General features: G+C 38.2%; 11 protein-coding genes. 4 read left to right on the top strand and 7 right to left on the bottom strand.

Going from position 1 to position 25083, the window contains the following annotated elements; genetic code table 11:
• Window positions 1-26: 26 nt before the first annotated feature.
• The 7 genes from Q0983_RS13710 to Q0983_RS13680 all read right to left on the bottom strand — a co-directional run bounded on the left by Q0983_RS13710 (window position 27) and on the right by Q0983_RS13680 (window position 16150).
• Window positions 27-1001 carry a type IX secretion system membrane protein PorP/SprF gene (locus Q0983_RS13710; protein ID WP_299554317.1) on the bottom strand — a complete coding sequence of 325 codons (975 nt, stop codon included), beginning with the start codon at window positions 999-1001 and terminating at the stop codon, window positions 27-29.
• A gap of 15 nt (window positions 1002-1016) precedes the next feature.
• Complete coding sequence (locus tag Q0983_RS13705) at window positions 1017-9266, bottom strand: T9SS type B sorting domain-containing protein (RefSeq protein ID WP_299554314.1); 8250 nt, start codon at window positions 9264-9266, stop codon at window positions 1017-1019.
• A 371-nt stretch (window positions 9267-9637) separates the two neighbouring features.
• Window positions 9638-12076, bottom strand: coding sequence for a PorP/SprF family type IX secretion system membrane protein (locus tag Q0983_RS13700; protein WP_299554312.1), 2439 nt, complete (start codon window positions 12074-12076; stop codon window positions 9638-9640).
• Window position 12077: 1 nt separating this feature from the next.
• Complete coding sequence (locus Q0983_RS13695; protein WP_299554309.1) at window positions 12078-13508, bottom strand: gliding motility-associated C-terminal domain-containing protein; 1431 nt, start codon at window positions 13506-13508, stop codon at window positions 12078-12080.
• 45 nt (window positions 13509-13553) lie between these two features.
• Entirely contained in the window at window positions 13554-14873 is a 1320-nt protein-coding gene (locus tag Q0983_RS13690) for a hypothetical protein (RefSeq protein WP_299554306.1), read from the bottom strand.
• A 200-nt stretch (window positions 14874-15073) separates the two neighbouring features.
• On the bottom strand, window positions 15074-15520 hold the full coding sequence (locus tag Q0983_RS13685) for a hypothetical protein (RefSeq protein ID WP_299554303.1): 447 nt from the start codon (window positions 15518-15520) through the stop codon (window positions 15074-15076).
• A gap of 141 nt (window positions 15521-15661) precedes the next feature.
• Window positions 15662-16150: a histidine phosphatase family protein gene (locus Q0983_RS13680; protein WP_299554301.1), complete on the bottom strand. Its 489-nt coding sequence runs from the start codon at window positions 16148-16150 to the stop codon at window positions 15662-15664.
• 474 nt (window positions 16151-16624) lie between these two features.
• Here Q0983_RS13680 and Q0983_RS13675 point away from each other — a divergent pair, with 474 nt between their 5' ends.
• From Q0983_RS13675 to Q0983_RS13660, 4 genes are read left to right on the top strand one after another with little or no spacing between them, the layout of a single operon-like run.
• Complete coding sequence (locus Q0983_RS13675) at window positions 16625-17176, top strand: hypothetical protein (protein WP_299554298.1); 552 nt, start codon at window positions 16625-16627, stop codon at window positions 17174-17176.
• A gap of 36 nt (window positions 17177-17212) precedes the next feature.
• Window positions 17213-22195 (top strand): gliding motility-associated C-terminal domain-containing protein, encoded by a 4983-nt coding sequence (locus Q0983_RS13670; protein WP_299554295.1) that lies wholly within the window; start codon window positions 17213-17215, stop codon window positions 22193-22195.
• Between the two features lie 11 nt (window positions 22196-22206).
• The gene (locus Q0983_RS13665; protein WP_299554292.1) at window positions 22207-23133 is read left to right on the top strand and encodes a type IX secretion system membrane protein PorP/SprF; all 927 of its coding nucleotides are present in this window, start codon (window positions 22207-22209) and stop codon (window positions 23131-23133) included.
• Window positions 23134-23146: 13 nt separating this feature from the next.
• Complete coding sequence (locus Q0983_RS13660) at window positions 23147-25063, top strand: OmpA family protein (RefSeq protein ID WP_299554289.1); 1917 nt, start codon at window positions 23147-23149, stop codon at window positions 25061-25063.
• Window positions 25064-25083 lie beyond the last annotated feature (20 nt).

The following is a 25083-nucleotide window of genomic DNA, read 5'->3' as shown; positions in this document are numbered from 1 at the left end:
CCGGTAGAATTATATTGAAATGGCAATTAATGGTGTACAGGATCCTGAGTACAAGGACAGTTACTGATTCCCTGTAAAAAGTCAATACCAATAGTAACCACATGGGTCCCTGAGTTGTATGCCGCTAAATCGTTCGTAGTAAGCTGGTAAGCATATCCGAAGTAAAAGATCGATTTTTTAAAACCAACCATAGGACCAATATTTAAAGGTTTCAGTAATTGGTCATTTAAAAAACGATATGATATACCTGCCCAATAATAGTCTTCATTTCTGTTGTACTTCCTGAATTTGAAGTTTAAATCGGTAGCAGAACGTTTATCACTTGTAAACATTTGATAGAATATAGAGGGTTCAAACTCCAAACCGCTCTTTTTGGGGCCCCTGAATGTATAACCGGAGTATACCTGGTAGTTTAAAAGCAGATTCGGCTCAAATACACGTTCAAATGAATCAAAATCTTTGTCTAAAAGATTGTTGACATTCAAACTAAAGAAAAAGCCTTTCATTCTGAATAAAGCGCCAATATCAAAATTATGATTGGTGGTTCTCCTGTCGTCTGTCACAAAGGGATCTATTGTAGGGTTTTCATAGGTGGTGTTAAAATTGTTGATATCAATTCTGAAATTGTTGATGTTATATGAAAGTCCCAGGGACAAATACATTTTTGCGTAATAATCCAGGATAAGATGGTGTGCAAACGAAAACTTCGCCCCTGTTTGAATAGTATTACCATTTCTATCGTTATAAAACGATAAGCCTACCCCCGATCTGTCTGCTATTCTAATATCACCGTATATGGATTGATTATCGGGAGCCCCCTGAATACCAACCCATTGTGTGAGCCCGTTAGCTCTGATTTTTACATTATCACCTATACCGGCATAAGTTGGGGAGATCACAAAATTATTGTCGGCTAAATACTGGGTAAATACAGGCAGGTTCAGCTCCTGGCTAAAGCCATGAGCTACAACAAAGAAACAGAGTATTAATAATTTTCGCATGTCAATTCTTTTTTACTACCTGTAAAGCGTGAAATGCCCAACAAAACTGCGTTTATCTCTTGAATCATTAAGGTTAACTACATACCAATAATCTCCGGTTGGCAAATCTCTTCCGTTATATCTGCCATCCCATTTTTCGTTAACGCCTAAAGTCACCACTTTACGGCCATATCTATCAAAAATATCAAAGGTTAAATCTTTATATTGTGAGGTACATCCGGGACCCCAGGTATCTAAATTACCATCACCATTTGGTGTGAAATAATTTGTGATACACACATCTATAAATTCAAAATATCGCGATGCCGTGGCAACACAGCCGTTGCTATCGGTTACGGTTACGGTATACACACCAGACTCATATATAATGAACGTTCCGGTGTCTCCGTAGGGTTCAAAATCAACGGTATTAACACGCTGGATAGCGTATTGATACCCTCCGGAACCACCACTGGCCTGAGCTTCTATCTCATTGATGCCGCCGTCACTTAAAGCAATTTCAAGTGGGGCGTATTGATTAATATCGAAGAATACTACTTGTTCGCAGCCGTTGGAGTGTCTTACGGTAACGGATTGATTCAAGCCGGCAGGTACATCAACAAACACATTGCTGGTTTGGAAATTAACACCATCCAACGAGTAATCCACATCTGCAGGGTCTACACTGCTGTCAACCGTTACGGTAACAGCATTACTGGAAGCATCAGCTACATCTGTACAGTATTCAACACTTACCTGAGGATCTAACAACACGGATTCCGGGAAGGTGATATTCCATTCGGATGTACAGCCTTCGGCATCACGTACATAAACAATATGGTCGCCTCCGTTTAATCCTGTAAAATCAAATATAGTTTGAGTGGCGCCACCTGTAGTGTAAGTACCGTTAATATCATCTAAAGCAACACTGTATGGCAGGGTCCCTCCGGAAATATCAATACTGAACTCACCATTTAAATCACCATCACACACTTCCGGTAAAATAGAATTGGGTACAATAGTAAGAACAACCGGCGTTGGTTCATTAACTGTAAAATCGAATAACACATAGCATCCTAATTCATCCTGGGCAATGGCCTGGTAATTACCCGGAGCTAAGTCTTCAAAAATAGGTTCATCAAAGAATTGATTCATTTGCGGAGAAATGGCATATTTTATAATGCCCGTACCTCCTGTAGCAACAATCTCTAAAATACCGTTATTCTCCCCGCTACAAGTAACATCGGAAACGGTGAAATTAACCTGAAGTGGCAAATTAGGCTCTGTAATAGTTATAGTTGACGATGTGAATAAGCAATCACCACTATCAACTCGCACCTGGTAGTCTCCAATTGGTAAGTCTGTAAATACGCCCGGACTGTTTTGAGTAGCCGGAATAGCATTTCCAGATGTGTCTTGCAACGTATAAACATAACTACCTAATCCTCCCTGTGCAGTCGCTACAATAACACCTGTAGCATCTCCGGCACAATTAACTTTTGCATTGGTAACATCTAATTCTAAAGTCAACGGTGGTAGCGGGTCAATGGTGATTTGATTGGAAACCGCAGAAATACAACCATTGGCATCTCTTACATAATACATGTAATCTCCCGGGGTTACAGAAAATGTTATTGAGGTGGCAAATGTTCCAATAATCGTTGAAAAATTGGCCGTAGTACTATATTCATAAGTTCCGGTACCGCCTGTTGCACTCAACGTAAGTGTAGCATCTGTAGTACAGGTCCCGGAAGTGGCCTTCACTAAACTGGCTTCTACCGGTGTAGGTTGTGTAATAACTACATCCGCCGTGGTGAATTCACAGTTGTAACCGTCTGTTACGGTAACATTATAAGTACCAATACCTAAATCCGTAAACACGGTGGACGTCTGCGGTCCTGAAGAACTTACTGTAGGCGACACCATATTCAATGTATAGGTATAATTACTACCCTGCCCTCCGGTAACACCACTAACGGTAATAGTAGCATTAGCATCATCAAAACAGGATAACAGTGATGGGGTAGCCATAATGTTAGCATCTATAGGGGTTGGTAAATTCAATGTAATATTATAAGAGGCCACACAGCCACCGGCATCCCTGACATTAACCGTATAGGCTCCGGCTGATAAATCAGTGAATGTGGCATTGGATGAATAGGCTACGCTGGCTGCTCCGGTTAATTCATATTCATAAGAGCCCCAACCACCACTGGCTACAGCAGTGATAGTGCCTTTATCATCATCACAGGTAACATTAGATGTCTCTGATGCAGTGAGTGCTAACGGAACAGACGGTGTTGGAACCGAAATAGTTCCTGACGACGTTGAACAAAACGGACTGGCAGTCTCTGTTACTACCACAGTATAATTATCGGATAATAACCCTGTAATGACTTGCGGATTTGTACTTGTATTTCCTGAAAGCACACCAAATACGGAATTACTTGAGCTGTCAAATACTTCATAGTTATACGGTCCGGAATAACCGGTAATATTTATTTCGATGGCTCCGTCATTATCACCAAAACAGGTTATCGCAGTTGCATTGGTTGTAAATGACAATGGAATGGCTTCCGGTACAAAAACAGATACATCAGCCGTACAGGTTGTTATAGCATCTGTAATAGTAACCGTATAGGTTCCTGATGGTACACCACTAAACACATTGCCCGTTAAACTTATGGAGGCCGGATTTGGACTAATACTGTACGTATATGTTCCGGAACCACCTGAACCTGTAATCGTTATTTCGCCATCATCATCATTACATGTTGGCAATGCGGTAACATCCGGAATTAAATTAACAGGGGCTTCAATATCAACAGTAACTAAATTACCGCAGCCATTGGCGTCCTGTATTTCTATAGTATGTGTGCCAGATGATAAATTCGTTAAAGTAAACGGAGCAGTCCTGGTTTGAAAGGCTCCACCATCAACACTATAACTATAAGGTGCAATTCCGGGTGTTGTTAAAACGACATCTATTTCAAAATTACCTTCGGTCACCGTACATTGATTGGTTACCGACGCTGCTATTACCGGTTCCGGATCGGCAGGCAAGACTATTGCTGATGTTGTTTTTATACAGTCATAAGCATCTTTTACATGCACATAATATGTGTTGGCGTCAACATTAAATGTATTGGCAGATGCCCATGAAGGATCATTTGCTGCCGGTGGTGTGGCCACTGTCGTAATTTGATATACATAGGGAGCCGTACCGTCTCGTGCCACAGCACTAATCAGACCTGAAGCCGGATTACAATTAGCATTTCTGTCAACAGAAGCCGTTATACTTAAATCAATAGCCGATTCATTGATATTGAAAGGTGTTGTGATAACACCACAACCGGCATTCGGACCAGTTGTTTCAGTTACTGAAACGAAATAGGTTCCAAAAGGCAACGACCCTAAATTTGACACTGACAATGATGATCCGGCAGGTACTGTTCCAGTACCACTAACTCCTGTTGAAACTAACGATAAGGAGTCGAATATTTCATAAGTTACATCAACTGATGCTACATAAATACTATTGATAGTAAATGATACGTTACCATCCGCACTGCCAACACAAGTAATATTATTAGATGTTAAAGCAGTTGTTGTCAGGGTTGAATTAGTAGGGACTGATGATGTTGCCGTTTCAAAGTAACTACAACCCGTTGAACTGTCGTATACAATAAAGGTATAAGTAATTCCCGGTGTTAAGCCAGTAAAAGTCGTTCTGGGCGTACCCACAACAGGACTATCTTGTAAGACCCATGTACCTCCCGGAGGAGCGGGTGGAATTACACCGCGGTAAATATCGAAATAGAATGGACCTGCACTAGCCAAAGCGGTGCTCACGCTGACCGTAGCTTCCCCTCCTGTTGTACAATCCACTACAGTATCTATAGCAATATCCAAATCATTTGGTGGCGATGCTACCAAAACATCTTGTACTAATACAGAACAACCATTACTATCCACCACATTAATTTGATACAAACCAAAATCAACCACATCAAATGTTGTAGACGTAGTTCCGGAAGCATTCAACTCTGAAGCCGAATACCCGTTTGTTCCTGTTACGAAGTAATTATATGGAGCTGTCCCTCCCGTTACACCGTCGATAATAACGGAACCTTTTGAAACACCACTTGGACTACAGGTAATATCAACGGAGTGATGTGTTACCACAATTGGTGTTGGCTCTGAAATAGTAATTGTTTCCGTATCTGTACATGACTTTGCATCAGTTAAAGTGATCGTATATGTTCCGGCAGGTAAACCGGATGTTTGCGTACCATAATCAGTGCCGGTAGTGTCATTATTTACGTTGATTGTAAATGGCGGTGTTCCAACTGAACTGTTGATAGTGATATCAATAGCTGCGGTATTATCGCCATTACAAAGAATGTCCTGTGTTTGCACTACTGAAGTAATTTCAGGATAAGAAATCGTATTTATGGTAGTGACTCCTGACTGTACCGTACATCCTCTGGAATCTGTAACTTCAAATTCATAAGTCCCGTCATTTGGCGTTGTGTAGGTAAATGAGGTTCCTGTTATAGCAACTGATGATCCAAAAGCACCACCGTTAAACGAAACAGCGTACGTATAAGGTGCTGTGCCACCTCCAACTGTTCCGCTAATAATGGCATCCGGTGAAGCCGTACAATCCAGGTCTTTTGTAAGTACTATGTTTACAGTAACCGGTGGTATTGGAGCTACCGTATAAGATCCAGCATATTCACAATTATTGGCATCTCTTACCTGGAAGGTATAGGTTCCCGGAGTTAATCCGGTAAATGTGTTGGCCGCTTGATACGGGGTTACCGCACTTGCGGGTGCAATAATTTGATATTCCAAAGGCGCTATGCCTCCGGTAGCATTTACTGTAACTGTGGTTGTATTGGCCGGACAACTCAATGTGGTATGGCTAAAGTCCAGATCTGTTGGAGGATCTAACGGATCAATGGTCACAGGAACAGTGATAAAAGTACAATTACTGGCATCTCTGATGGAGACCGTATAAGTACCGTCTGTTAAGCCGGTAAACGTTGTACCTGATTGATAGTTGATACCGTCAATACTATACATATAAGGTGATGTGCCTCCGGTAACACCGGAAACGGTCACTACACCATTGGTAGTACAGGTATAAGGAGTGGTAACAGTTGCTGTGCCGTCTAATGCAGGAGCAGCTGTAATGGTAACAGATTGTGGTACGGTAGTACAAACATCGGTTCCAAAAGTGTATTCAACTATAACATCATAGGTTCCGGCTGTAAGCCCCGTAAACACATTTGAATTGGCGTATGTAGCACCATTATCTATACTGTATCTGAGTGTATTGCCATTAGGGTTGGTCACATTAACCGTGATACCACCACTGTCAGGGGCATCAGCACATAAAATATTGGTAGATGTCACATTGAAATCAGGTGGATCAACGGCATCCACATCAATGGAAACATCAGTCGAACAGTTGTTAGAATCTACAACTGTAATATTATAAGTTCCGGCTGTTGGTACATCTATAATGGGGGTACTTTGGAAAACCGTGGTACTATTTACAAAATAGTAATAGGGCGGTGTGCCTCCTTGTGGGTATACGGTGATCTCCCCGTTAGTACAGGTTAACGGTTGTGTAAGTGCTGCCGTAGCCGTCAATAAAGGCGGTTCAATAATGTCTACGGTTCCGGTATATGTACAGCCATCTTCGGTGGACACATTAACCGTATAGGTGCCGGGGTTTAAATTATCGAATGTATAATTGTTATCTGTAATGGGGCCTACGCTATTTACTAATACGGGGCCGTCATAAATAGAGAAAAAATATTGTGGTCTAACATCGTTAGCCGCTAAAACAATACTACCCAACTCACCATGACATAGGGGCTGTGTGACGGTAGTTGAAACCGTAAAATCCCGTTCTCTGATTTGAACATCAGGCACTTCAAAAATACAAGGATTGGGGCTTACACCTACTTGTCTTACATAAACCGAATAAATACCGGCTGTATTTACAACAAAGGTATTACTGGCCTGATAGTTGGTGCCATCAATACTATATTCGTACCCACTGGGTACACCTCCAACAACAATCTCTCCAGGAGTTGTACAAATAATATCTCTGGACGTAACTGTTGGAACCAATAAATTCTCATAAACATTGAAATAATACTGATTGAAACATCCCCCAGTATAATTCAGTGTTAATCTGTATTGACCGGCCGTATCTATAGTATAATCCGGCCCGGTAGCCACCTGATTCCATGTACAGGCTGCATCTTCGTTTGCACAATCCTGATTTGTAACTGCCGGACAACTGGCTTCGTCCAACCGTTCCCAGATCATGGACGAGGTATCTGTAATTCCTGTTTGAATGAATCTTGAGTCGTTAGCACCACATAAAAAGAAATTGGGCAATTCTTTACCATCATTCGGACAGATAACAACCTGATCTGCAAACGGGATAACCGGATTAGGTACACCGGCTCCATAGGTAACAACATCAAAAATCTGATCGATAGATTGACAAGGTGCTGTAGCTGCATTATGAACATAATAGGTTCCAATCTGAGTTACCGTAATGGATTGCGTAGTTCCTATAACCGGAGTTCCTGTCGGACTCGTTGACCAGGTATAAGAATCGTAACCATCTCCGGCAGTTAACTCCACACTGTCACCACAAAGAATGACTTCTTCTCTAAATTCACAATCCAGATCAGCTATAAAATTGGTTGCTCTTGGTGTAATTAAACACCCTGTATTACTGTTGTAACTGGGATCATCTGAAATTGTAAATGTTGGATTGATAGTTCCCTGATACGTGGCATAAGCCTGGTTATCTACAATATTAGAACAAGCATCGTCTAATAAACTACAGGATTCTACAACCCTTACGTTAAACCTGATATCCAAACGGGGATCATTTTCTTCAACAACCGACCTGTCTACTGCAAAAATAATCTCTCTGGTGGCAGGATCATAACTTTGAACCGTAACTCCGGGAGGTAAATATTCAATATCAGCCGGATAATTAAATACAATATTTATCGGGAGAATATCCCTGATAGTTAAATTGGTAGCATCATCATTTCCGGTATTTTGAAATCCGATGACATACGTTAGTTGATCACCCAGGCCAACCAATTGCCCTTCAATATTATTATCATTTTCATCAAGAACAATCTTGGTCAGTACAATATTTGGCGCAATAATTTCAATGGCAAAAGCACTAAAGTAGAAGTAATAAATATCCAAATTACTACCCAGGCTAATGGTAGCATTGGTGTCTCCATTTCCAATAATAGTATTTCCTGCGTTAGGAATATTGATGATACCTGCATCAAAACCTAAAGTATTGGTCCCATCCGGATCTCTATCAAAGAACAGTTCCGGGGTGTTTGTAGCCGGATCTATAATGGATACCGTACTATTAAAGAAATTGTTCCCGGGACGAATAACGGTACCAGCATTATTGGTAGCATCAATGGTAAATCCGTTAAGCCTTAAATAATCGCCTCTATATCTTCTGTCGCCTTCAATAGTACTAAATGCATATTTGGCACGTACCGGACCTACCGGAATGGTTTGGAATCCGGAAATAGGAAAAGTTTCGTTTATGACACTGGTGATTTTTGTAAACCCATCAAATGATGTAATGTACTTACTTGGTAACAAGGGATCCTCATAAATAACAAAAAGCGACCAACCGGCCGATAATCCCTCAGAGTTTGGTTTTGGACCAATCAAAGACGAAATATTCGCAACACCATAGGTCCCTTCCGGGTCCGGAAGTGCCGTAAGCATACTGGTTACATCATGATAATACACATAGGTATTGGAATTATTATTATTTGAAGCATTTTGAAAATATATCTCTGTACCGGTAATATCTACATAAGAGGTACTCCCCGGCATTCTGAATTTAATATTTGAAATTGGGTCCGAACCATTAACCACTGCACTCCAGTATAAACCGGCATATACAATTTGGTAACAATTGGTGTCACTTGGTACATCTAAATCGGCCGTACTTGAGTTAAACGTTGTTGGGTCACTATCCACATCAACATAAACAGCAGCGTCTATTCTATCATTGGTGTCATTTCCATTATAAGGATTTGTAGGATGTAACCCTACATTACTGTTACCAATTAAGAGCATATCACCTTTAATGGCCTCATCATACCTGGGAACAAAAGGAACCAGATTTTGGGCAAACAATTGCGTACCTAACAAAAGAAGTATAACAACAATACCATAAGTTACATAAGTAGTTTTTTTCATAGGCGGTTATTTTGGTATTTCTATTTAAGGGGCATTAAAAAGAAATATGCTTTGCTATTGCTTTAACCAAATCTATTCTTTGTATGTATATTTTTACTAAATATGTTATTCAGCTTCTAAAAATACTTTTAAACGAGGTAAATATCGGGATTTTTTTTATAACAAAGAAGTCAAAGATCACTTTTTTATGCATTTCATCGATAAATATTTACTTTTAAACACAGTTCATCGAAATTAATGTAGTAAATTAAGCACAAAATTATTTCTAAATCAGCCATACCAAACGAAATCCTAATTATTGTATGGACATAAAAAAAATCGGATAGCCAATTATCCGATTTTTAAAAGGTATTTAAAAACGATGTTTATGATTAATTTTCAATCTTCACTATGGACATATTGGCGTTATAAGGTTCATTTCCTTTAGATTGTAATATACGTTGCGCTTCTTCAATAGTATCAAACTTATTGTAGTAAATGAAGTATTTATTCGTATTCACATCAAAGAAGAAATTGATATCCTTTCTTCCGGAAGCTACTACTTTTGTCAAGAATTCATCTCGTTTTGCTTCATCATCATGTACTGCAATGACCATGTAATAACCACTTTCTGAGTGACTTACATTTTTAATGATTTGAATATTGTTACTTGGCTCTTCACCAAAATCAAAGTCAGCTTCAGTTAAAGTCTTAACACTTGGGTCCGTATACTTTTTAATAAACGCTAATGACGCACTGTCTTTCTCGTATCTATCTTGTTGGTTATCGTACGCAGCACGCTTAATTCTACGTTTACGCTCTACTTCGGTAGCCACGTTAATGGTTTCTAAAGAAGCTTCCAGGTCAGCTTTAGCCCTAATGGTCCTTAGCTGTTGTGCTTTAAGTGCTTCAATAGCTTTCAAATAGGCAGCATTTAACGGGTCTCTATCATCACGTACCTTACGTTTTCTAATGATATAAACCGCTTCTAGCTCTTCAATCCTGATTCTTTGCTCTTCAATGACTTTATCAAGCTCTTCCTTCAATGTCTCAATTTCTGCATTTTCTGCCGATACGCTTTTGAATGGTTTTGGTTCCACATAAATGCCCTGCTCACTTAAATCATTTTCTTCTTTTAGGTCATCCAGGTCCTTTTGTTTAATAGCTACTTTTTCAGTCAATCTATCAATCAATACCTTTTGGACTTCTTTTGACGCTTCTGCGGACTCATTCAAGTCATTTATAGAATTGGCAGTTGCTTCATCCAGTTCGGGTTTAGGTTCAGCATCATGTTCCTCTTGTTGAGGGTCTTCAATGGCCTTAACCTCAGCTGCAGCTTTTGCTTCTTCCTCTGCTTTTAATCGTTCTGCCGCTATTCTAGCCTGTTCTTCAGCCTCTGCCCTGGCCTTAGCTTCTTCTTCTGCTTTAAGTCTTTCGGCTGCTTCCGCCTTACGCTTCTCGGCTTCTAATCTGGCTTTTTCCTCAGCCTCAGCTTTCAACCTGGCTTCTTCTCTGGCTTTAGCTTCAGCTTCGGCTTTTTGTTTTTCCTGTAATATTCTTTCTGCTCGCTCCTTGGCCGCTTGTTCAGCCTGAAGTCTTTCAGCTTCTTCTCTGGCCTTCTTTTCTGCCTCCAGTTTTGCAGCTTCCTCTGCTTTACGTTGTGCTTCTTCTATATTTGTTTCTTCAGCCGGAATTTCAACATCCTGGGATGTTATTTGTACATTTTCCTCAGTTGTGTTATTTGATGGAACTTGTGTTTCTTCTGTATTTTGCGGTTCATTATCAGCAACTTCAGTAGTGTCTTCTTTTGATCTTACAGGTTTAGAGCCGGTAGTAGGCTTGCGTTTGGCAACGTAACGTTTTTTACTTTTTTTAGGGGTGAAAACCGATTTTTCCGCATCATCTCCACTATATAAATACCTATTATTGTTTTTAAAACGATATGCAATGGTGACTTCATGAGAATTCCCGAAACCGGATAAATCCCCAACAGACTGTTCGTAATTATATTCCAAAGCAATTTGTTCGCTAATATTAATTCCAACGCCGGCAGATGCACCATAAAGCGTGTTATATCCTATTTGTCCCCACATCCCTTTGGGAACAGATAATATGGCAAGTCCGGAGATCACAGTGGTTTCTTTTTTAAATTCTGACCGAATTAACGTTGAAAACTTACTTTCATCAAAAAAGCCACGGCTATCCATATAGCCTGTGTACATGACATGTGCCTGAAAACTCTGTTCCGGGTTGTCTTCAATAATTTTTGAAGCATTGAGGTTATAGGACACCAGATTATTGACCGAAAGCCCGAAATCAAAAAAAGCCGTGCCATAGTTAATTCCGGGATTTACGGTTAACAACATATGTTTGGGAATATTTTGAAGTGCCGGATCCGGAAAATTAGTGATCACCTTCCCTTCATTAATACCACTTTGATATGCTCCTATATTTAACCCAAAGGTCAAGTTGTTATCTCTATCTAAAACAGCATTGTAAGCAAAGTTTAAAATACCACCAAATACAGTTTGCACCCCGTAGTCTTGTTGAAATAAACCAATCCCTGCACCAATATTTTCTCTAAATCTACCGGAGTAACTAAACAAATAGGCTTGTGGTGCATTATCAAACTGCACCCATTGCCTTTTATTTGTAAAACTTATGTACCTGTTTTGTTCACGTACAAAACTAAAGGTTGGATTTACAGCATATCTATTAAACTTTAAAGAATTCCTTATAGGCAGGTCTAAAGCAACAACCCCATTCTCTTGGGAATGGGAAATTTGCGCTAAGCATAAAAATAAAATCAGATATAGTAGATTTTTTTTCATTTTATTTGACCACCGTAATGGATCCTTTACGGGTCTGGTTATTTGGGGTTGTTATTATATAATAGTAAACCGGGTTTATATCTTTAAAACTCAGATCTTGCGGCCAGTCATTTAGATAATCCTTCGTATTAAGTACTATTTTTCCCTGAGAGCTCACAATCATTACCTGAGTATCGGTCCCGCTAATATATTCCTGTGGAATCACCCAGGTGTCATTAATACCATCTCCATTAGGGCTAATTAAATTTGGAATCTGTGATACGTTTGGGAATTGTTCCGTAACTCTGAACGCAAATTCCCTGGAGGACGAACAACCAATACTTTGCGTTATGGTTACACTATAATTTCCGGATTCTGAAACTTCATAGGTATTTGATATGGCGCCTGCTATGGAAGATCCGTTTCTAAACCATTGATAGGTTGGATTTAAAGCCGATGTGGTCACCGTAGCCATTAAAGTTTCTCCTTCTTCCAGCCTGTTCACATCTTCAACATCAATGCTACTGGTAAATCCGCTGTTTTCCAAATCTATCGAAGCGGTAGCAGTACAATCGCCTAAATCAACGGTTACCGAATAAGTCCCGGCTTCATTGGTTTCATACGTTTGGCCAGTCGCCCCATTAATTCTCTCACCATCTTTAAACCATTGAAAACTGTCACCATTTATAGCACTTAATACGGTTGGTCCGTTTTCATGACAATAAGGGTTTCCTAATAAAGAGTTAATGGATGTTCCGGTTTCATCGGAAGACGCTTCGCTTACGGTAACCCTGTTTGAAAACGAATCCGAGGTACAGGAACCGTAATTAGTCTCTACAAAATAAGTTCCTGATTCTGTCACATTTAAGCTTTCTCCGGCAGCGACAAAAACCGACGTAGTCGGCCCTGTTTCTTTATACCAGTTAAAGGTCAAAGACGGATACTGTAATGGAGAATCGTTCATGGCACCCCCGGGATTATCAATAGTTAACAAATAACTATCGCCGGAACAAAACACAGCAGTTTCAATTAAATTATTAATGGTAAACGGTGTGTCCTGAATTTTATAATAGGCGGCAAAAGCATCAGAACCACTACTCGTGGCAGCCGGTGACGTACTTTTTATTCTAATTTTATAGGCTTCGCCTGCTGTTTCTACAGGTAATGAAAAACTTAAATTTGCCGGAGAACTTGTCACGCTTCCTGCTGTGGAAGTGAAAACTGTTGTTGGGTCTGCGAAATCCCCGGTTTCATCTGAAAGTTCAATAATAAATTGATTAGACCCGGTTAGATTGGATTCCGGCGAAAAAGAAAAGGTTACATTATAGGTATTAAAGGAAGCACTGGCACAAGCCTGCGTAAAACCTAAATTAGGTTTGCTAATAACAATTTGAGCATTTACCATTAAGGTAAACACACAAATGATAAACGTTACAAGCGTTAATTTCTTCATTAGATTGAGGTTTTATTTTCAACATAAACAACTATTAATCTCCCTTTAATCCTTGTTAATATCAGGCTTATTAATTGCAATTATTTTATTGATCCTCAATCTGTAGTCTGGTCTTCTTTGATTAGTAATATCTATAAAGGTTTCACCATTGGGGCTCTTTGAATACACATTAAAAAACGCAGCATTACCGTACCAGTTTTCCAAATCGTCATTATTGCTATTATTGTTTACATAAATGTTACCGTTACAGTTGTTAAAGTACATATCCGTAAACTTAATTTTCTCAAGATTAGCCTGATTGATACTAATTCTATCATCTAAAATAACAGCCGGATTAAAGCCGGATATAACACTTTTATTCATGTCCAATGAAGCACCTTCCCCAATATAAACCGCTTCATTCACCAATCCTTTCTCTATGTCTTCTTTTAAGGTTTCACTGTCGTTTAACATCGTTAGGTTTTTAGCAACAAGAAGAGTCCCTTTTTTTGAAAAGTCTACTTCTTCCTTTTTATCATATGATAGAACCTTTACACAACGGGAACCTTCACTACTGGAAATATATGGTGAACGGATCGCCAATGAATTATTTAAAAGACACTGTGCGCCATAGTTGAATTTGAAATCGTTACTACTGGTTCTGTATGAAATGGCTTTGTTTATAGTAACATCACCTCCCCAAACTTCATAAGCGTCGCCGGCACAGTAGCTTACCATAATATTTTCAAAAACGGTTTTCGAGCCTACACCTGCTAATAATAAACCATTAAGATACCCTGCACCTCTTATTCTTTTACCTGCATATTCTATCCTAACATACTTTAAAACCCCGGAATTACTAACGGCGTCATTACCACCGTAATTGACATTCATATAATTTGAAGGATCCAGTTGACTATGTAAGTTTGCTACGGAACCATTACCAAATTTGTTCAATGGAGCATCGCCTAACAACACAATACCACCCCAATCGCCGGCATGTTTTACACTTCGGTTTGAAGAAAACACAATAGGATCTGTTTCGCTACCCTCTGCCATAATCTTTGCCCCTTTGGAAATTGTAAGAGACGTTTTCGAGGTATAATCGGCTAATATCACAGTTCCCGGTTCAATGAAAAGCGTCGCACCATTTGTTACAAAAACACTTCCTACAAGTAAATAAGTATCCCGTTTATAAAGTTTTGTATCCTTGGTGATATTTCCGGAAATGATTTGAGTAGGCTCTCTGTAGTTCTGTTGATTGGGCTTAAACTCCGTCCAATTATCCAACCAATTACTGGTGCCAACGATTCCTTTTTCCTGTTGTGCAAAAAGATTAACACACACCAATAACACTATCCAGGTTAATTTCTTAATATTTTTCATAATCAATCGTTTATGATTTAAGTAGAAATGGGGGTTTCTATTATTTTTCAAATATATAATAAATTCTATGAAATACCAAATTAATCGACAAAACACATTTTTATTATAAGAATTTACATATAAAAATTAAATTTAATTAAAAAAGGAACAGCGAAAGCCGTTCCTTAGTATATAATTTTAATACTTGTAAAGCTGCTTTATTAATGAAATTCACTGTATTCATGCAGAGACTTTAACGTGTCTTCATAAAACAGAATGGCCGAAATGAGATCATCTGTATCAGAATACGGTAGTATGCGTTCCTGAAATTCCTGATTTTTATCCAAAAAATCTTCGGTAGCTTCAAATTGCTCATCCAAGATCTTTCTATTGTCATTGTCGTTAGGAATTCCTAAGGTAGTCATAGTGATTCCTGGCTTGGTTGCGAATGCAATGTAGGGCATTAGCTGAACCAGACTTTCTATTCTTTCTATATACAGCACCAATAACTCACCCTTCTGTTTTCTGTCTAGTTCTTCTTTACTATGGTATTTTTTTATAGCTACTTTATCGCTAATAATACTCTTTGCCTCCTTCTTCTTTTGAGCAAAACTAACACCAGCTATTAAGAAAAAGCCAAAACTAAGTAGGATTAATTTCGTTTTCATTTGTTAAGATTTGTGGTTTAGTCGGCTAATTTATACATTTTATCGTTAAAAACAATCATTTTATCGATTTTTTTTTAGTTTTTTTATAAATGCACAAACTTTCTTACAGGAAATAAACCTAATTTGATGTTTCAGAAGTTATTAGCTTTTTAAATCTCTCGGGAAAATTGCTTCAATAGTCTTTCCCTTATTTAAATTTTGCCAATTATTTATGTCAAATTCAATAATTACTACGCCACTGGTAGTGACATTATCAATATATGTATCGCCATATGTATTGGCAAAAGATGTCAAGGCATGATTATGTCCAAAAATCATCAGGCAATTAATAGATGGGTCACAATTTTTAATAACGTTTACCAGGTCTCTTCCTGCAAAATCATATAGGCTGTGCCTGAGTTCTACCATACTTTTATCAATATTCAGGTTTTCAATAAAAATAGCTGCCGTGGTTTTTGCTCTTACAGCATCACTAGATAAAACTTTATCAATATTTAAACGTTTCGTCTTTAAATAGTTTGAAACAATATGTGCATCATTCACGCCTCTTTTTTTCAAAGGTCGTTCGTGGTCTATGACATCAAATTCCCACGAAGATTTTGCATGCCTCACTATAATTAGTCTCTTCATAATTATCGATTAAATGCGTTTTTAATCGACAAAAAGTTGTTTTTCTCGATTAAATTCAAGTTATTTGCTCTATAAAATTAATTAAAATAATAGAGAGTTTACCAATTAATGAGCATGATAATAAAGTTTAAATAACAAGAGGTTAGTTTGTTAATCGAAACCGATCGGTAAAGAACCTATTCAACCGATTAAATGCTTCTATAGTACTGTTAATCGAATTTATAAGTGATTTGCCATGAATTTTTGAGCAACTTCGCACATCTTGTTTCTTTTGTAGTACCTATAAAAAGAAAGTTATGACCCCAAATCTAATTTCGAAAGTAAATAAGGTATTCTTAAGCAATACCTCTCCCTCACTGTTTTTTCCCTCAAAAACTTTATTGCTGTTTATTTTAATTGTTAATAACAGGCTCTAATAGTGACTTAGCCGTTGCTATTGTGTCCAAAAATATAGTTTAAAAATTTTATTGAATCATGAAAAATAAAACCTCTATAAAAAATTATAGTATTTGTCTGGTTTTCTTTATTTCATTTTTTTCATTTAGTGCTTTGGCTCAGGAAAATGGGATTTTTGAATTGAAACAAAATGCGAGACCGTCAGCTTCCAGTAAGACTAATTCCTTAGTTGTTAGTATTAGTAAAGACAGTAAATCTACAATAGATGCAAGAGCAGAGTTTAATACGCTGGTTTACAAATTGCATCCTACCGTATATGTAAAAAACGGTATTGTAAAAAAAACCTATGGAGAAGGTCCGATAATTAAGTTGACTTTAGAGGATGTTAATTCAATTAGTTCCCTTAGTTCTTTAGCATCTAACTATCCTGAAATAGAATTGTTGACCATTAAACTAAATTCAATTAGTGATATAAACAGTACACTTGATTTAAATTCAATATCGAACTTAAGCAAGTTAAAATATGTTTTCATTAAGGGTAGATTTAATTGTAATGAAGCTCTTTTAAACAGATTTGTTAATTATAGTTCCAACACGAGAGTTTTCTACTTATGTGGAGAATCAGAATAGCTATCAATATAAAGGTTAACTAAAGATAAGCCTACCATGAAAAAACTTTACACATATAGTCACTTTCTAATGCACAATAATCTAATTAAACTGCTTTGTATTGCCGTTTTTATTTTAGGAAGCATTAGTAATACCTACAGTCAGGTAAGAGTTCCGTTTACACCGAGAGCCTCTCAAGCAACTCCTACACAAACAATATATAATATTAAAGGAGATTTTGCCATGTTGGGTAATACCAATATGACCCTGGTAAATTATGATCCCACAGATCCTGATCAAACTAATGACGGAGACATGGAATATGTTGATATTGACGGGGACTCCAATACATTAAACTCCTCATCGGCTACTTTACAGTTATCAACTGAAAATGGGGCTATTCCTGATTGTTCAAATATTATTTATGCCGGATTATATTGGGTTGGTAGAGCAGATTCAGGATCAGATGCTAATGCAGATGGCGATAATAACCCTAATACATTTCAGGTAACAAAAAATGGCGTAACAAAAAATTACGATAAGCAAAAGGTCTATTTAAAAGGGCCTTCAAGTGCTAGTTATACTGAAATTACAGCTAACTCTACAGATATTTATTTTCCTACTAACATAGATAGTAATATTTTTTCAGCATATGCAGAGGTGACTGATTATGTTAAAAACAATGGTCTGGGAGAATATTTTGTAGCAGATATTGCACTGACTGAAGGGACCATTGATATCATAGGGTATTCCGGTGGTTGGGGTATGGTAGTTATTTACGAAAACCCTAATATGAAATGGAGGGATATTACTGTGTTTGACGGACATGCCTATGTTAGAGGACAAACCCCTGAAGAATATACCATTGATATCAATGGCTTTCAAGCGGCGCCGTCCGGAGATGTTAATCTAAAACTTGGCTTTATGGCGAGTGAGGGTGAATTAGGATGGACCAGTGATTATTTTGAAATTGAAACCCAAAACACAGGTACCTATCAAAGATTAGCTAATAACAGTGGCTTTACAGATAACTTTTTCACATCATCTATATTAACTGGTGGTAATGCAAGAAACCCCAATTTAGTTAACAATACTGGGGTAGATATTTTTACGCTTGACGTTCCTAACCCAGGTAATAGTATTATTGCAAACGGACAAACCAGCACATCATTCAATTACGGATCTAATGAAGATACTTATGCCATCTTTAATTTAACGTTTGCTGTTGATGCCTATGTTCCGGAACCCGAAGGCGTTTTAACCAATACTACCATTAATGGAAACCCTCCGGGGCCCACTAATGACATGTTAGAACCTGATGAAAGTGCTAATTACATTATTGAAATAAAAAATACAGGTACAGAGGCCCTTGATAATACGGTTTTAACCATCCCATTGCCTCTGTCAGTTAATCCAAGCGGGTTAAGTATCGTTACAAATACATATCCTCCGTTTTCAACCGGGAATACTCCGGTCTACAATTCGTCAATTGGAGTAAACGGTGCTATTGTTTGGGACATGGGCACATTACCGGTACCCACCGATCCTGATACGGTTTTAGCCGATATAAGCTTTACCTTAACCGTAACCACAGATTGTTCTATTTTAGGAGATGTTAATTTTGATCCAACTGTGACACTAGATGGTACTCTAAGCGGTGTTGGTGCTGTTTCCGGGGTATCATTTACAACAGCCTTAATTCAAGGCTATGAGACTACCGGTTTATGTACCGGAGACCCCATACCGGTTCCGCATGTTATTGACATAGATTATGAAGATTACGTGAACGAAGCGCCAGTTATTACAGCTCCCAGCCCAATAAACATAGATGGCTGTGACGAAAATGACATCACTGCATTAGCAGCAAGATACCCGTATAGTGCTACCGAATCAGCAGACATTAAAGATACCTATGTTACTACCGGTTATACAGCTTCTGATAACGGGACCATTGTTAGTATTACATATATAGATGTGATTACACCTAACACAGATTGTCCTTTAGAGGTTGAAAGAACTTTTACGGCTACTGATGATTGTGGTAACTCAACTAATGCAACACAGATTATTACTATAATTCATATCGCGGCTCCAATAGTACCGGATGATGGCTCAGAAACGGTAGAATGTCTTGACGATGCGGTCCAACCTACAGCACCGGTAGTTACCGATGCTTGTGATAATGAGATCATACCGGTAATTACTGAAAATACAGACCCTGATTGTGAAGGTGATAAAATATACACATTCACTTATACTGACTGTGCCGGTAATGCTGCGGTATACACATATACCTATACGATCGATTTAACACCGTTTATATTACCTGCTAATGGTATTCAAACTGTTGATAATCTAGCTGATGCTGTTGAGCCTACACCGCCAACTGTAAATGATAACTGTAACAATGAAATTATACCTACAGGTCCTACAGTTTCTGACACTCCTGATTGTCAAGGTTCTATTGTATATACATTCACTTATACTGATTGTGCTGGTAACTCTGCTGATTGGACCTATACTTATACTATTGAATTAGCTCCTTTTACAACACCTGATGATGACGGTTCTACAGTAGAATGCATTGACAATGCTGTGGCTCCTACACCGCCTGTTGTAAATGATGCTAATGGGGATCCTATTACTCCGGTAATGACTGAAAATACAGACCCTGATTGTGAGGGTGATAAAATATATACATTCACTTATACTGACTGTGCTGGTAACTCTGATACTTGGGTATATACTTATACCATTGACCTGACTACAGCTCCGGTAGTACCAAATGATGGCTCAGAAACGGTAGAATGTCTTAACGATGCGGTCCAACCTACAGCACCGGTAGTTACCGATGCTTGTGATAATGAGATCATACCAGTAATTACTGAAAATACAGACCCTGATTGTGAAGGTGATAAAATATACACATTCACTTATACTGACTGTGCCGGTAATGCTGCGGTATACACATATACTTATACCATTGACCTGACTACAGCTCCGGTAGTACCAGATGATGGCTCAGAAACGGTAGAATGTCTTAACGATGCGGTCCAACCTACAGCACCGGTAGTTACCGATGCTTGTGGTAATAACTTAACAGCTTCTGATCCGGTTGTTACAGATACGCCAAATCCTGCAAGCTGTGAAATTACTCGTGCATATGTATTTACCTACACAGATTGTGCAGGCAACGTCTCTGAGTATACTTTTACTTATAATATAATTGACACTACTCCTCCAGACTTGACATTACCAGCTAATGTATTTCCTGAATGTAGTGTAGGTGATTTTAGTCCGACAGCGTTTGGAACGGCAACGGCCACCGATAATTGTGATACAAACCCGGGGATCACATTTGAAGATGAACGAGTAGATGGTGCATGTGAAGGAACTTTTGAAATTAGACGTACCTGGACTGCAGAAGATGCCTGTGGTAATACTACAAGCGGTGTTCAAATAATTTCCGCATCAGATCAACAAGCACCTCAATTTGATCAAACAAACCTGCCGCAAGACATGGAAGTTGAATGTAGTTCTGTTCCCGATGCTGTAACATTGACTGCTACTGATAATTGTGGTAACGCAACAGTTACCTATGAAGAAAATAGAGAGGATGGAAACTGTCCTAATAACTATATCATTACACGTACATGGACTGCAATAGATGATTGTGGTTTAACTAATACTCATGTTCAAAAAATAACGGTTCAAGACATTACACCTCCGGATTTTGTCGGAACGTTACCTCCTTCAACATTAGTTGTGGAATGTGACTCTGTGCCAGACGCAGAAACACTTGAAGCTACAGACGCATGTGGTAGTGCTGTTGTAAGTGTCGAAGATGAAATAGTAGACGGAACCTGTGTTAATGATTATAGAATTTTACGTACATGGACTGCGGAGGATCAATGCGGTTTAAAGACCTCACACACACAAACTATTATTGTTCAGGATACTAAAGCTCCGGAATTTATATCAGAATTACCGGAAAACACCACAGTACAATGTGATGAAATACCGGATACTGAAACGTTAGAAGCAATGGATAATTGTGGGGATGCAGTGGTAACCACTCAAGATGTTAGAATAGATGGAGATTGCCCTTCAAATTATCAAATTGCTAGAACCTGGATAGCAACCGATGAATGTGGATTAACCACAATGCATACACAAATAATTACTGTTCAGGATACAAAAGGACCTACTACTACTACTACTTTTGAAGAAACAATAGATGTGAGTTGTACGGATATCCCTGACGCCCCTGAATTAGAATTTACTGATAATTGTTCTTCAGATCTAACCGTAGTATTTAATGAAACAAGCACTTATGAAGAAAATGTGTTCTTAGATTATGAAATTGTAAGAACATGGACGGTAAGAGACGAATGTAATAACGAATCTGTTTTCACACAAACACTTAATGTGGCACTTGACGAAATAATAACTGATATTGTTGCTCCTGACTGGTGTTTTGATGAAGGTGTGGTTAATATGAATGATTTGTTACCAGACGAATTAAATACTGATGGTACCTGGGAGATGCTGGAAGGCGATACTGCCGCAACCCTAAACGGTAATATCTTTGATCCTACAACTTTAGAGTTGAGCTTAGACTTCTTACCGGAAGATGGTGGCATTGATTATAGATTCAGATATACGACCACCAATGAAGGGTGTATCAGTATTACCGAAATAACCATGAACGTTCATGCAGACTGTGTGGTCTTACCATGTGGTGAAAAGGATGTTGTTATATCAAAAGCCATTACCCCAAATGGAGATGCTTATAATGAGACATTTGAAATTAATGGTATTGAATTATGCGGATTCGAATATGCTGTTAAGATATTTAACAGATGGGGCGCCCTGGTTTTTGAATCTGATGACTACCAGAACAACTGGAACGGTGCTAGTTCTAAATCGTCTATTGGTAACGCAGGTAAAGTACCTAACGGAACATATTATTATATAATTACTATAAAAGATAGTGGATTGCCTCCATTTACTGGACCAGTTTATATCGGAACCAAATAAAAACTTAACCTATGACACGTATTAAACATCTTATAATAGCTATTGCATTGTTTAGTTGTGCTTCGGGAATTGCACAGCAAATGCCCCAATTCACGCAGTACATGTACAATACAATCTCGGTAAATCCTGCGTATGCAGGAAGTAGAGAGGCTTTGAGTATTGTTGGATTACACCGTAGCCAGTGGGTTGGTTTTAAAGGTGGCCCCATAACCCAGACACTTTCTATTCATACCCCGTTAAGGAATGACAGAGTTGGTTTAGGATTGTCTTTTATTGAAGATGATTTAGGTCCGCAGAATTTTTCATACTTATATGGAGATTTTGCATATGCCATCCCAACCGGAGTTGATGGAAAATTATCATTTGGTTTAAAAGCCGGATTTACACAGTATAGCTTTGACCAGGATTTTTTGAACGCCGACGATGTTAGAAATGACCCGTTTTTTAGAGGCTACGAAAACCGTTGGGCCCCTAATTTTGGCGCCGGTGTTTACTGGAGCACCAACAGGATTTATGCAGGATTATCTGCTCCAAGAATATTAAATACTGACAGTAATAGAAATGATGACATTGAAGCTCTAGACAGAATTAGTTATTATTTCACAGTAGGTGGTGTCATAGATTTAAGTAAAAGCATTAAATTTAAACCTGCCGGTTTAATAAAAGCGACCAATGGAGCTCCCATTTCGTATGACCTTACAGCCAATTTCTTGTTTAATGAGAAATTCTGGTTAGGAGCGTCCTACAGAATAAGTGAACAAACCTCTGCCTTTGGTGGTATTGTGGATTTTCAGGTATCCAGACAATTACGTTTGGGATACGCTTATGAAAAACCTAATTCTGATATAACCAGTTATACTTCAGGAACCCATGAGATATTATTAATTTATGAATTTAAATTCCTGAGTTCTAAACTAAAATCACCGAGATATTTCTAATATAGGTCATAATATGAGATTAAAACATTACATATTAATTTGTATCACTTTAGCCTTAAGCTTTTCTGCTTTCCCACAACAAGGACGGCAAAAAAGAGCAGATACTTTATTTAACAAATTTTCATTTGTAAAAGCTGCTAAAGTATACAGAGAACTTATTCAGAAGAACTACAATAAAGATTACGCCACAAGACGTTTGGCAGATTGTTATGCCTATTTAAGAGATCCTAAAAATGCGGCACGTTACTATAAATCGGTTGTTAAACAGGAAAATGTACCTATACAATATTATTACAGTTATGCCCAATCGTTACGAGGCATAAAAAAGTATAAAGAATCCAATCTTTGGCTGCAACGGTTTAAAGATTCCGGAGGCGTTGTAAATGCCAACGATTTCTCTAAAGACGTGAATTTTATTACCAGTGTTTTTAATGCCAAAAAGCAGTACTTTTTAGATAGAGTAAGGTTTAACTCAAGATTCAGTGATTTTGGTGCTTTTGAACACAATGGAAAAATATATTTTGCTTCTACCAGAGACAAAGGTGTTTCAATTAAGCGCGTTTACGGTTGGAACGAACAACCGTTTCTGGATGTTTATGTAACTGAAGTTGGAACCAGAAGGAATGTAGATCATACCGGAAAAGTAAAAGGTGATATCAATTCCATTTATCATGACGGTCCTGTTACCATTACCAAAAATGGCAGGTACATGTATTATTCAAGTAATAACTTTAATAATCAGATTGAGAAAAAGGATAGGAAAGGGTTAACCAATATGAAAATATACCGTGCTACCTATCGTGATAGTATATGGACAGATATTGAAGACCTTTCAATAAATGGTGATGAATTTTCAACACAGCATGCAGCTTTAAATAAAGACGACACCAAATTATATTTCGCATCAGACAGGCCAGGTGGTTTTGGCGGATCTGATATTTATGTAGTTGATATTAATCCTGACGGCTCCTTGGGTGAACCGAAAAACTTAGGCGGTGTTATCAATACGGAAAGTGCCGAAGGATTTCCTTTTATAAACCAGGAAGATGTGTTATTCTTTTCATCTGACGGACACACCGGTTTAGGGCTTTTAGATGTATTTGCCACTATTAAGGATGAAGCAGGTGATTTTGTTGACGTGGTGAATTTAGGAGTGCCGATAAATTCAAATAAGGATGATTTCTCTTTTACCATGAACCCCAATGGCATTACCGGTTATTTTGCTTCAAACAGAACCGGTGGTCGAGGTGATGATGATATTTACGCCTATCACAGAGAACCAACATTACATGTTGAGGGTGTAGTTACAGATGCCATTAACACCCAGCCAATAGTTGGAGCTAAAATCACATTATTCGATGATAAAGGGAATCAGATAGCCTATATGGAAACTGATGAAAACGGTTTCTATCAAATAAATATTGATAGAAATCAGGATTATAAAATAGTCGCCAGCCAGGAAAAATATATTGAGGATTACAGAAACTTTACATCAAAAAATATTCAAACGGAACTGATTACAATTAACGCTAACTTGTTATTAAACCCGGTTCCAAATGTTGTAAAGCTTGCTGAATTAAATACTATTTATTTTGATTTCGATAGTCATAACATAAGAAAAGATGCGGCCGAGGAACTTGACAAGATCGTGGATTTAATGCAGAATGATTATCCGGAAATGGTAATTCGAATCGAATCCCATACAGATTCCAGAGGTGCCCTCACCTATAACGATAAATTATCTATTGACAGAGCAAATTCAACATACGAATATTTAATCTCTAAAGGTATTGATCCTGCAAGAATTACGGCCTATGAAGGCTTTGGTGAACGCAGGTTAACAAACGGTTGTGAAGATGGTCAAAATTGTGAAGAAGAAGAACACCAATTAAACCGACGTACACAATTTATTGTTGTAAAAATGGAGTAATCACACGCTTAATGTGTGTA

Source organism: Seonamhaeicola sp. (genome assembly GCF_028281565.1).
Classification (GTDB): domain Bacteria; phylum Bacteroidota; class Bacteroidia; order Flavobacteriales; family Flavobacteriaceae; genus Seonamhaeicola.
Note: the sequence above shows the minus strand (reverse complement) of the source record. Positions and strands in the feature narration are given on the sequence as shown.